The sequence below is a fragment of the Rhizobium sp. P43 genome, from assembly GCF_056730705.1.
In genome coordinates, this window is sequence record NZ_CM161539.1 from 4,143,303 (window position 1) to 4,155,000 (window position 11,698).

Annotated in this window: 9 protein-coding genes (1 of these 9 running past the window's edge); 6 read left to right on the forward strand and 3 right to left on the reverse strand. The window is 62.3% G+C overall.

The window, feature by feature from the left end; genetic code table 11:
• Positions 1–7 precede the first annotated feature (7 nt).
• Positions 8–559 carry a DUF924 family protein gene (locus tag AC1PUL_RS20555; RefSeq protein ID WP_480465848.1) on the reverse strand — a complete coding sequence of 184 codons (552 nt, stop codon included), beginning with the start codon at positions 557–559 and terminating at the stop codon, positions 8–10.
• Positions 556–1,311, reverse strand: coding sequence for a bifunctional 2-polyprenyl-6-hydroxyphenol methylase/3-demethylubiquinol 3-O-methyltransferase UbiG (ubiG, locus tag AC1PUL_RS20560; protein ID WP_480465849.1), 756 nt, complete (start codon positions 1,309–1,311; stop codon positions 556–558). The genes AC1PUL_RS20555 and ubiG overlap by 4 nt, the downstream gene beginning before the upstream one ends.
• A 560-nt stretch (positions 1,312–1,871) precedes the next feature.
• Here ubiG and AC1PUL_RS20565 point away from each other — a divergent pair.
• The 6 genes from AC1PUL_RS20565 to clpB all read left to right on the forward strand — a co-directional run bounded on the left by AC1PUL_RS20565 (position 1,872) and on the right by clpB (position 11,387).
• On the forward strand, positions 1,872–3,146 hold the full coding sequence (locus tag AC1PUL_RS20565; protein ID WP_298460541.1) for an aspartate kinase: 1,275 nt from the start codon (positions 1,872–1,874) through the stop codon (positions 3,144–3,146).
• Between the two features lie 86 nt (positions 3,147–3,232).
• Positions 3,233–5,500, forward strand: coding sequence for a phosphoenolpyruvate--protein phosphotransferase (gene ptsP / locus AC1PUL_RS20570; RefSeq protein WP_480465850.1), 2,268 nt, complete (start codon positions 3,233–3,235; stop codon positions 5,498–5,500).
• Positions 5,501–5,540: 40 nt separating this feature from the next.
• Positions 5,541–6,620, forward strand: a complete 1,080-nt coding sequence (prfA, locus tag AC1PUL_RS20575) for a peptide chain release factor 1 (RefSeq protein ID WP_480465851.1) — start codon at positions 5,541–5,543, stop codon at positions 6,618–6,620.
• Positions 6,617–7,492, forward strand: coding sequence for a peptide chain release factor N(5)-glutamine methyltransferase (gene prmC, locus AC1PUL_RS20580; RefSeq protein ID WP_480465852.1), 876 nt, complete (start codon positions 6,617–6,619; stop codon positions 7,490–7,492). The genes prfA and prmC overlap by 4 nt, the downstream gene beginning before the upstream one ends.
• Before the next feature lie 331 nt (positions 7,493–7,823).
• Positions 7,824–8,576 carry a DUF4167 domain-containing protein gene (locus AC1PUL_RS20585; RefSeq protein ID WP_480465853.1) on the forward strand — a complete coding sequence of 251 codons (753 nt, stop codon included), beginning with the start codon at positions 7,824–7,826 and terminating at the stop codon, positions 8,574–8,576.
• Between the two features lie 207 nt (positions 8,577–8,783).
• Positions 8,784–11,387: an ATP-dependent chaperone ClpB gene (gene clpB / locus AC1PUL_RS20590; protein ID WP_480465854.1), complete on the forward strand. Its 2,604-nt coding sequence runs from the start codon at positions 8,784–8,786 to the stop codon at positions 11,385–11,387.
• A gap of 77 nt (positions 11,388–11,464) precedes the next feature.
• On the opposite strand, the gene AC1PUL_RS20595 is transcribed toward clpB, so the two are convergent.
• On the reverse strand, positions 11,465–11,698 hold the 3' end of the coding sequence (locus AC1PUL_RS20595) for a M23 family metallopeptidase (protein WP_480465855.1). Its footprint extends 1,710 nt past the window's final position; only the last 234 of its 1,944 coding nucleotides appear in the window; its start codon lies off the right edge, out of view; it ends in the stop codon at positions 11,465–11,467.

An 11,698-nucleotide genomic window follows, 5' to 3' on the forward strand; every position in this document is an offset into this window, starting at 1 on the left:
TTGACCGTCAACCCTTGAAGCCGTCGGCGTCGAGATAGGCCTGTTCTTCCGCCGTCGTTTCGCGCCCTAGGGCTGCGTTGCGATGGGGGAAGCGGCCGAAGCGCTCGATCAGCTCAAGATGCAGGATCGCCCATTTCAGGGGCTCGGGGTCGCCGGTTTCGTCCCGGTGCTTTTCGAACAGTGAAACGCTGTAGCGCTGGTCCCCAATATCCTCCGAATGCTCGAAGGGCAGGTAGAAGAAGGGGCGCAGGATAGGCTCGACCTCTTTGTCGAAGCCTTTGGCGAGCGCCCGTCGGGCCGTGGCGCGAGCGAGCGGGTCGGTGGCGTAGGAATGGCCGCTGCCGCGGAAGAGATTGCGTGGGAACTGGTCGAGCAGGAGAAGCAAAGCGAGCGTGCCCTCCGGCGTCTGTTCCCAGTCCGAGAGTGCGCAACACGAGGCCTTGAAATGCAGGTCGGCATAGTCGGCCTCGATCTCGGCATCGAGGGCTTCGTTGCGCGAGAACCAGGAGCCCGGCCCGTGGCGCAGCCAGCACTCGATGACGGCCTCGGGGGAACTCATGCTGTCTGGCCCGGACGGCTTGCCAGCATCATGTAGTTCACGTCGATATCGGCGGACAGATTCCACTGGTTCTGCAGCGGATTGAAGAAGACGCCCTTTGTCTCCAGGATCTGCATTCCGTTGGCAGCCAGCGGACGCTCGATTTCTTCCGGGCGCACGAGCTTTTCATATTGATGGGTGCCGCGCGGCAGCCAGCGCAAGACATATTCGGCGCCGACGATGGCAAGTGCCGCCGCCTTCAGGGTGCGGTTGATGGTGGAGACCAGCATCAGGCCGCCCGGACGGACCATGGAGGCGCAGGTGGAGAGGAAATAATCGACATCGGCGACGTGTTCGACCACTTCCATGTTGAGCACGATATCGAAGGTTTCGCCTTGAGCGGCAAGCGCTTCAGCGGTCACAGCACGGTAATCGACGTCCACGCCGCTCTGGGCGGAATGGGTCATGGCAATCTTGATGTTCTTTTCGGATGCGTCTGCGCCCAAAACGTTTGCGCCCATGCGGGCAACGGGCTCCGACAGAAGGCCACCGCCGCAGCCGATGTCGAGGACCCGCAGGCCTTCCAGCGGGCGGGCGCTCTTTGCGTCGCGACCGTAGTGCTCGATCACCTTCTCGCGGATATAGGCCAGGCGCACCGGATTGATCTTGTGCAGCGGCTTGAACTTGCCCGTCGGGTCCCACCACTCCGCCGCCATCGCGGAAAAGCGGTCGACTTCAGACTGATCGATGGTGGTGCGTGCCTCTGCACTCATGACGGAACCTCCTGCGGCGCTTGGCCATGAAGTCGTTCCGATGGGCGCCAAAGTCAAGTGTGGACGACGCCGCAGGGCCTGCTTTGCCGATGCCCTTTGTCCACTGGTTTGCCCAAAGGCTGCCAATCTGTATGGAGTTTATCGGTTGTCGCTCCCGTCTATCTGAAAGGGCGGCCGTCTCAGTCCACTCGGGAGGGCGACTTCATCTGTTGCTGGAGTGGAAATGGCTCAGGCAGGGTTGGGTTTGTGCCAATCGCAACAAACCCCGTTCCGTAACGTCCGCCAGCCCAAGCCCCTCGAAAGCCATCGTTTCGCGATGGATCGGGCATGTCCCATGGCCCGAGCTAGAGAGGCAACGCCGGCTCTGGCTGGGGATCAGGCCTTGGGCCGGGCAAAACAGCGGTAAAAATGCTCCGGCCACAGTACCGTTTGGGGCCCAAGTGACCGTTGCGCCCCTTGCCCAGATAGACTAAAAGCCCCCGCAACCTGAGGCTTTCCGCCCAGGCCGGTGTTTCTGTGCCGGGGTCTCGGCGTCTTTCAAGGGCATACGGTTTAAGTCTATGGCTCGCATCGTCATGAAGTTCGGCGGTACATCCGTCGCCAATCTGGAACGCATCTATAACGTCGCGCGCCATGTGAAACGCGAAGTCGATGCGGGTCACGAAGTGGCCGTCGTCGTGTCGGCCATGTCCGGCAAGACGAACGAGCTGGTCGACTGGGTGCAGAACATGCCCAAGGTCGCCGGTGCCGCTTCGCCGTTTTACGATGCGCGTGAATACGATGCCGTCGTGGCTTCCGGCGAACAGGTGACATCCGGCCTGCTGGCCATTGCGCTGCAGTCGATGGGCATCAATGCCCGCTCCTGGCAGGGCTGGCAGATCCCGATCAAGACCGACAACGCGCATGGCGCTGCCCGCATCCAGGAGATCGACGGCACCGAGATCATCCGCCGTATGGGCGAGGGCCAGGTCGCCGTCGTCGCCGGCTTCCAGGGCATCGGTCCGGACAACCGCATCGCGACGCTCGGACGTGGTGGCTCGGATACGTCTGCCGTGGCGATTGCCGCTGGCGTCAAGGCCGACCGTTGCGACATCTATACCGACGTCGATGGCGTCTATACGACCGACCCGCGCATCGAGCCGAAGGCACGCCGCCTGAAGAAGATCGCTTTCGAGGAAATGCTTGAAATGGCCTCGCTCGGCGCCAAGGTGCTGCAGGTTCGCTCAGTCGAACTCGCCATGGTGCACAAGGTCCGCACCTTCGTGCGCTCCAGCTTTGAAGATCCCGATGCGCCGGGCATGGGTGATCTGATGAACCCGCCCGGTACATTGATTTGCGACGAGGAAGAGATCGTGGAACAGGAAGTCGTCACCGGTATTGCCTATGCCAAGGATGAAGCCCAGATTTCGCTGCGCCGTCTGGCCGACCGGCCGGGCGTGTCTGCTGCGATCTTCGGGCCGCTGGCCGAGTCGCACATCAATGTCGACATGATCGTCCAGAACATCTCCGAAGATGGTTCGAAGACCGACATGACCTTCACGGTCCCTTCGGGCGATGTGGACAAGGCGCTGGCTGTTCTTGGCGACAACAAGGACAAGATCGGTTTCGACGTAGTGCAGAGCGAAAAGGGCCTGGTCAAGGTTTCCGTGATCGGTATCGGCATGCGCAGCCATGCCGGCGTTGCCGCGACCGCCTTCAAGGCGCTGGCCGAGAAGGGCATCAACATCAAGGCAATCACGACCTCCGAGATCAAGATCTCGATCCTGATCGACGGTCCGTATGCAGAGCTCGCGGTTCGGACTTTGCATTCCTGCTACGGTCTGGATAAGAATTGATTCCTGAGAGCGGACCCACGTGACCCGACCCCTGAAAAGGTAAGGGTAACAATCCGCTGACCAATGGGAAGTGGAGCAAAATCGGGATGAGAGACCTTTCTGCGGGTCCCCGCGTCCTCCTCAAGCGGCTGCGCGAACTGATGGCGGAGCCGCTTGAGCCGCAGGAGCGACTTGATCGGATCGTTCGCCAGATTGCGAACAACATGGTCGCAGAGGTGTGCTCCGTCTATGTGTTGCGCTCAGACGGCGTTCTCGAGCTTTACGCGACCGAAGGTCTGAACAAGGACGCGGTCCACCTCGCCCAGCTGAAGATGGGCCAGGGTCTCGTCGGTACGATCGCCGCCTCTGCCCAGTCGCTCAATCTCTCGGATGCCCAGGCGCATCCGGCCTTCCGCTACCTGCCGGAAACCGGCGAAGAGATCTACCACTCCTTCCTTGGCGTGCCGATCCTGCGTGCCGGGCGAAGCCTCGGCGTTCTCGTCGTGCAGAACAAGGCGCAGCGCAACTATCGCGAGGACGAGCTCGAAGCGCTCGAGACGACCGCGATGGTGCTTGCAGAGATGATCGCCACCGGCGAGCTCAAGAAGATCACCCGGCCGGGTCTCGAACTCGACCTGACACGCCCCGTCTCGATCGAGGGCGACAGCTATTCCGAGGGCATCGGCCTCGGCTATGTCGTGCTGCACGAGCCGCGCATCGTCGTTACCAATTTGCTCAACGAAGACAGCGAGACGGAAATCCGCCGTCTCGCCGATGCGCTGGGTTCGCTGCGCATATCGATCGACGACATGCTGTCTCGGCGTGAAGTCTCGATGGAAGGCGAGCACCGCGACGTGCTCGAAACCTACCGCATGTTTGCCCATGACCAGGGCTGGGTGCGGCGCATGGAAGAGGCGATCCACAACGGCCTCACCGCGGAAGCGGCCGTCGAGAAGGTGCAGAGTGACACCAAGGCGCGCATGATGCGCCTGACGGACCCCTATCTGCGCGAGCGGATGCACGACTTCGACGATCTGGCGAACCGCTTGCTGCGCCAGCTGACCGGCTTTTCGCCGCACAGTGCGGCCGAAGGTTTCCCGAACGACGCGATCGTTTTCGCCCGTGCCATGGGGGCGGCCGAGCTGCTCGATTATCCCCGTGCCAACCTGCGCGGCCTCGTGCTCGAAGAAGGCGCCGTCACCAGCCACGTGGTGATCGTCGCGCGCGCCATGGGCATAGCCGTCGTCGGTCAGGCGGCGGGTGCGGTGGCGCTGGCGGAAAACGGCGATCCCGTGATCATCGACGGTGACGACGGCAAGGTGCATGTGCGCCCGGTTGCCGATCTGCAGCGGGCCTATGAAGAAAAGGTCAAGCTGCGGGCCAAGCGGCAGGAACAGTTCCGGGCGCTGCGCGATGTCGAGCCGGTCACCAAGGACGGACACCGCATCAAGCTGCAGATGAATGCCGGCCTGTTGGTCGACCTGCCGCAACTTGCCGATTCCGGTGCCGATGGCATCGGACTGTTCCGCACTGAATTGCAGTTCATGATCTCCTCGACCATGCCGAAGGGCGAGGAACAGGAGAGCTTCTATCGCAATGTGCTGAAGCAGGCGGCCGGTCGTCCGGTGACTTTCCGCACGCTTGATATCGGCGGTGACAAGGTCGTTCCTTATTTCCGGAGCCAGGAAGAGGAAAACCCCGCGCTTGGCTGGCGGGCGATCCGCCTGTCGCTTGATCGACCAGGGCTTTTGCGCACCCAGCTGCGTGCGCTGCTGAAGGCCGCTTCCGGCGCAGAGCTCAAGATGATGCTGCCGATGGTGACCGAAGTTTCGGAGATCCGTCAGGTGCGCGAGCTGATGCAGAAGGAGATCCAGCATATCTCCAAGTTCGGTCATCAACTGCCGAAGAAGCTGCAGTTCGGGGCGATGCTGGAAGTGCCGGCCCTGCTGTGGCAGCTCGACGAGCTGATGGACGAGGTGGATTTCGTCTCCGTCGGCTCGAACGACCTGTTCCAGTTTGCCATGGCGGTGGATCGCGGCAATGCCCGGGTCTCGGATCGTTTCGACGTGCTAGGGCGGCCGTTCCTCCGTATCCTCAGGGATATCGTCAGGGCTTCGGAGCGCAACAAGACGCCCGTGACGCTGTGTGGAGAGATGGCTTCGAAGCCGCTTTCGGCCATGGCACTGCTCGGGATCGGCTTCCGTTCGATCTCGATGTCGCCGACCTCTATCGGTCCGGTGAAGGCGATGCTGCTCGGGCTCGATATCGGTCGACTGTCCGAGGTTCTCACGGCCGCGCTTGACGACGACACCCCCGGCGTGTCAGTGCGCGACCTGCTCATCCGCCATGCGGAAGAGCACAATATCCCCGTCTGACTTTGACGACTGATTTTGGCGAGAAGACCTGGAGTAAAGGGTGGCGAAGCTTCCTGTCGAGAAAATGCGCGAACTCGAACGCCGGTTCGGCGAAATCGAGGCGCGAATGTCGGCAGGACCGGCAGCCGATGTCTATGTGAAGCTTGCATCGGAGTATTCCGAACTCGAGCCGGTGGTGAAGAAGATCCGCGCCTATGAGTCCGCGACTGCCGAGGCTGCCGATCTGAAGGCCATGCTCTCCGACAAGACGACGGATCGCGAGATGCGCGATCTGGCGGAAATGGAGCTGCCGGATGTCGAAGGGCGGATCGAGGCGCTCGAAGGCGAGATCCAGATCCTGCTTTTGCCCAAGGATGCCGCCGACGAGAAGAGCGCGATCCTCGAAATCCGCGCCGGTACCGGCGGATCGGAAGCAGCCCTTTTTGCCGGTGATCTCTTCCGTATGTATGAGCGCTTTGCCTCGACCAAGGGCTGGAAGGTGGAGGTGCTTTCCGCCAGCGACGGGGAAGCGGGCGGCTACAAGGAAATCATCGCGACGATCAGCGGTCGGGGCGTGTTTTCGAAGCTGAAATTCGAATCCGGCGTGCACCGGGTCCAGCGCGTTCCCGAGACCGAAGCGAGCGGACGCATCCATACCTCTGCGGCGACCGTTGCGGTTCTCCCTGAGGCGGAGGAGATCGATATCGAGATCCGGCCCGAGGATATCCGCATCGACACCATGCGGTCGTCGGGCGCCGGTGGCCAGCACGTCAATACGACGGACTCGGCCGTTCGGATAACCCACCTGCCGACGGGACTGATCGTCACCTCCTCGGAAAAGTCGCAGCACCAGAATCGCGCCAAGGCCATGCAGGTTCTGCGCTCGCGGCTCTACGACATCGAGCGGCAACGCGCCGACAGCGAACGGTCTGCAAATCGCAAGAGCCAGGTTGGTTCGGGCGACCGTTCCGAGCGCATCCGGACCTATAACTTTCCACAGGGGCGCGTGACCGACCACCGGATCAACCTGACGCTCTACAAGCTCGACCGGATGATCGAGGGCGATCTCGACGAAATGCTGGATGCGCTGATTGCCGATTATCAGGCCGGCCAGCTCGCCCAGCTTGGCGAAGCCCAGTGACGGGGCCCGAGCATTCGGCGAAGTCTCTGATCGCCGAGGCGAGGCGGCGTTTCGACGCTGCGGGGTTGCCGGATGCGGCGATGGATGCGCGCGTGCTGATCTGCGGTCTTCTGGATCTCAGTCCCACGGCGCTTCTTGTGCAGGGTGACGAGCCCGTCACGGCGAAGAGCGCAGGTCGCGTGGAAGAGGCTATCATGCGACGGCTCAACCGCGAGCCGGTCCACCGCATCCTCGGGCGTCGTGACTTCTATGGCCTCGACCTGCTCATCTCGTCCGGCACGCTCGAACCTCGTCCGGACACGGAAGTCCTGGTTGACGTGATGCTGCCATATCTCAGGGCGATGGTCGCTGAGGATCGCAAGCCTTCTATCGTTGATCTTGGAACGGGAACCGGAGCGATCGCGCTCGCGTTGTTGATGGAGTGTCCGCAAGCGCGCGCCATCGGGATCGATATCTCGGAGGATGCTTTGGCCACTGCGGCGGCCAATGCGGAGCGGAATGGGCTTGCAGCGCGATTTACAACGCGCCTCGGCCCCTGGTTCGCCAACACGCCCGAACGTTTCGACATCATCGTTTCCAATCCACCTTATATCCGCAGTGATGTGGTCTCGGGGCTGGCGCCAGAGGTGACAAAATTCGACCCGATGGCCGCGCTGGACGGCGGTTCCGACGGGTTGGACGCCTATCGCGCAATTGCAGAGGAAGCGAAGACGCATATCGAGGGGCATGGCATTGTCGGCCTCGAGATCGGTTTCGATCAACGGATCGATGTGACGCAAGTTTTTGAAGATGCTGGTTTTTCTCTCATCGAGGCGCGCCAGGATCTCGGTGGCAATGACCGCGTTCTGATATTTTCGCAGAAGCTTGATTAGGCAGTTTGCTGCGGCTGCTAAGGATAATTACGGGAAACATAGAAAAAGGCTTGGTTTTCCGAATGAAGCGTAATAGTTTGCGGGGACGCAACGGGCGGCGGGGAAAGAACGAAGATTCGTTCGCGACTGGGCCGGCTTCGAAAAAGGTTCGCTGTCGAACTCTGCGAAGCACGACAGGACCGTTGCGTAACTCAGTAAACTCGACTTTCACCAGCGGCGAGCAAGGCGAGAGCGCGGTCTGTCGGCGGCGCGTGGATCCTTGGTCCGGTTCAACCAGAGCCAATCGCATTGCCCTTTATCAGCACAACAAAGACATTCAGGTGAAGCATCTATGAGGCCAGGACAGCAGAACAAGCGTGGTCGGGGGCGTAACAACAATGGCGGCGGTGGCGGCGGCGGTGGAAACAATTTCAACCGCAAGGGCCAGAACCCGCTGACCCGGACCTATGACAGCTCCGGCCCAGACGTGAAGATCCGTGGCACGGCCCAGCATATTGCCGAGAAGTATGCGGCGCTGGCGCGCGACGCGCAGAGTGCCGGCGACCGTGTCATGGCGGAAAACTATCTGCAGCACGCCGAGCACTACAACCGCATCATCGCAGCCGCCCAGTCGCAGATGCAGGAGCGCTTCCAGCGCGACGATCGCGATGGTGGCGATGATCGCCAGGATTACAGCGAGCGGGATGGCGAAGACTTCGACGGTTCGGATGACGCCGTCGTCCAGGCCAGCGAGCGTCCGCAGCAGCCGGCCCAGCAGCCGCAGCAGCATAATCGCCAGCAGCAGCATGAGCGCCGTCAGCGCGAACCGCGTGAACCGCGCGAGCCGCGTGAACATCAGCCCCAGCCGGTGATGGAAATCGCCGGCACGGGTCCGCAGCCCGTGATCGAGGACATGCCGGCGGAAGCCGCAGCCGCAGCCGCCGAGAGCCAGGCGGAAGCCGGGGGCGAGCGTCAGCCGCGTCGCCGCAACGCCGGCAATCGTCCGCGTCGCCAGCCGCGCCGCAGCGCTGCCGCAGACGAGGGTGATGGTGGAGATGCCGAAGCCGGCGAAGCGCCTGTGCTGGCCGAGGCCGCTTCGGAATGAGCTTTTCAGGCTCAATTTGACGAATGCAAAACTCCGGGCTTCGACCCGGAGTTTTTCGTTTATCTGCCTCTTTAAAGGGCAAAATTCCGCTCCCATATCTCGGTCAAGGGAGCGGTTTCCGCTCCGGGGTCCGCCGCTTTCGGGGGCCTCATCCTCAACATCCACTCTGCGCCGAATGCGGGCAGGGCGGGGAAACGGAGAGTGACGATGAATATCGAAAAATATTCCGAACGCGTGCGCGGTTTTCTGCAATCGGCGCAGACCTATGCCCTGTCGGAAGGGCACCAGCAATTCACGCCCGAACATGTGCTGAAGGTTCTGCTCGACGACGAGCAGGGCATGGCCTCGTCGCTGATCAGCCGCGCCGGCGGCGACGCGAAGGACGTGCGCATCGCCAATGATGCAGCGCTTGCCAAGCTGCCGAAGGTTTCCGGCGGCAATGGCCAGGTCTATCTCGCCCAGCCTCTGGCCAAGGTCTTCTCGACTGCCGAAGACGCCGCCAAGAAGGCGGGTGACAGCTTCGTCACCGTCGAGCGTCTGCTGCTGGCGCTTGCGATCGAGTCTTCCGCATCGACCTCGGCCTCGCTGAAGAAGGGCGGCGTGACCGCCAATGCGTTGAACCAGGTGATCAACGAGGTCCGCAAGGGCCGCACCGCCGATGGCGCCAATGCGGAAGCCGGCTTCGACGCCCTGAAAAAATATGCGCGCGATCTGACGGCGGAAGCCCGTGAAGGCAAGCTCGATCCGGTCATCGGCCGTGACGACGAAATTCGTCGGACTATCCAGGTGCTGTCGCGCCGGACGAAGAACAATCCGGTTCTGATCGGTGAGCCCGGCGTCGGCAAGACGGCGATCGCCGAGGGTCTGGCGCTGCGTATCATCAATGGCGATGTGCCGGAAAGCTTGAAGGACAAGAAGCTGATGGCGCTCGACATGGGCGCGCTGATTGCTGGTGCCAAGTATCGCGGCGAATTCGAGGAGCGGCTGAAGGCCGTGCTCAACGAGGTCCAGTCCGAAAACGGCGAGATCATCCTGTTCATCGACGAGATGCACACGCTTGTCGGCGCCGGCAAGGCCGATGGCGCCATGGATGCCTCGAACCTCCTGAAGCCGGCGCTCGCCCGCGGCGAGCTGCATTGCGTCGGCGCGACCACGCTCGACGAATACCGCAAGCATGTCGAGAAGGATCCGGCGCTTGCGCGGCGTTTCCAGCCGGTCATGGTCGAGGAGCCGACGGTCGAGGACACGATCTCGATCCTGCGCGGGCTGAAGGAAAAATACGAGCAGCATCACAAGGTGCGCATCTCGGATTCGGCGCTGGTTGCGGCCGCAACGCTCTCGAACCGATACATCACCGACCGGTTCCTGCCCGACAAGGCGATCGACCTGATGGACGAGGCCGCGTCGCGGCTGCGCATGCAGGTCGATTCCAAGCCGGAAGAGCTCGACGAACTCGATCGCCGCATCATCCAGCTGAAGATCGAGCGCGAGGCGCTGAAGAAGGAAACCGACGCGGCGTCTGCCGATCGTCTGGTGCGTCTGGAAACCGAACTCACCTCGATCGAGGAAGAGGCGGATGCACTGACGGCGCGCTGGCAGGCCGAAAAGCAGAAGCTCGGCCTTGCCGCCGATCTCAAGCGCCAACTGGACGAAGCCCGCAACGAGCTTGCCATCGCGCAGCGCCAGGGTGAATTCCAGCGCGCGGGTGAACTGGCCTATGGCGTGATCCCGAAGCTCGAGAAGGAGCTTGTCGCGGCAGAGGCCCAGGACGGTTCGGGGGCCGGCAACATGGTTCAGGAGGTCGTCACGCCCGACGGCATCGCCCATGTCGTATCGCGCTGGACCGGCATTCCCGTCGACAAGATGCTCGAAGGCGAACGCGAAAAGCTGCTTCGGATGGAAGACGATCTGGCGAAGTCGGTCGTCGGTCAGGGGGATGCGGTCCAGGCCGTGTCGCGGGCCGTTCGTCGCGCGCGTGCCGGCCTTCAGGATCCGAACCGGCCGATCGGCTCGTTCATCTTCCTCGGGCCCACCGGCGTGGGCAAGACCGAGCTGACCAAATCGCTCGCCCGCTTCCTGTTCGACGACGAGACGGCGATGGTCCGGCTCGACATGTCCGAATACATGGAGAAGCACTCCGTTGCCAGGCTGATCGGGGCCCCTCCCGGCTATGTCGGTTACGAGGAAGGCGGGGCGCTGACGGAAGCGGTGAGGCGCAAGCCCTATCAGGTCGTGCTGTTCGACGAGATCGAGAAGGCACATCCTGACGTCTTCAATGTTCTTCTGCAGGTGCTCGACGACGGGCGCCTGACGGACGGGCAGGGCCGCACCGTCGACTTCAAGAACACGATCATCATCATGACCTCGAACCTCGGTGCCGATTATCTGACCAGCCTCGGCGAGGATCAGGATGTTGATCAGGTGCGTGACCAGGTGATGGACGTGGTCAAGGCCTCGTTCCGGCCCGAGTTCCTCAACCGCGTCGACGAGATCATCCTGTTCCACCGGCTGCGCCGGGCGGAAATGGGCGCGATCGTCGATATTCAGATGAAGCGGCTCCTGTCGCTTCTGGCGGAGCGGAAGATCCGCCTGGATCTTGCACCCGATGCCCGAAACTGGCTGGCCGACAAGGGTTACGATCCGGTCTATGGCGCCCGTCCTTTGAAGCGGGTGATCCAGAAGTATCTGCAGGATCCGCTGGCAGAGCAGATCCTGTCGGGTCAGGTGCTCGACGGGTCTCAGGTGGTGATCGAAGCCGGCAGTGACCGGTTGCTGATCTCGCCCAAAACGTCGGTCAGCGCTGCTGCCTGATCCAGGTAGCGCGTGATACGAACAGAAACGGCGGTCCATGCGGGCCGCCGTTTTGTGTTTGCTGGTGAATGGAACGGTCAGCGACTGGCGACCTGCGCGGGACGTCCGCCGGTTTCAAGCAAGGTGTCGATGCGCTGACGCTCCTGCTGGAACGCGGCCAGCACTTCGCCGTCAAGGGCCTTGCCGCCGGGCAGGCGTACCTTCATGGCATCGACCTTGGTGCCGTTGACGATCAGCTCGTAATGGAGGTGCGAACCGGTGGAGGAGCCGGTCGAGCCGACGAAGCCGATGACCTGGCCCTGCTTGACCTT

What these genes read in the sequence shown, in the direction of transcription:
- AC1PUL_RS20555 (WP_480465848.1), bottom strand. Translation starts at nt 559, where the DNA reads ATGAGTTCCCCCGAGGCCGTCATCGAGTGCTGGCTGCGCCACGGGCCG.
- ubiG (WP_480465849.1), bottom strand. Translation starts at nt 1,311, where the DNA reads ATGAGTGCAGAGGCACGCACCACCATCGATCAGTCTGAAGTCGACCGC.
- AC1PUL_RS20565 (WP_298460541.1), top strand. Translation starts at nt 1,872, where the DNA reads ATGGCTCGCATCGTCATGAAGTTCGGCGGTACATCCGTCGCCAATCTG.
- ptsP (WP_480465850.1), top strand. Translation starts at nt 3,233, where the DNA reads ATGAGAGACCTTTCTGCGGGTCCCCGCGTCCTCCTCAAGCGGCTGCGC.
- AC1PUL_RS20585 (WP_480465853.1), top strand. Translation starts at nt 7,824, where the DNA reads ATGAGGCCAGGACAGCAGAACAAGCGTGGTCGGGGGCGTAACAACAAT.
- clpB (WP_480465854.1), top strand. Translation starts at nt 8,784, where the DNA reads ATGAATATCGAAAAATATTCCGAACGCGTGCGCGGTTTTCTGCAATCG.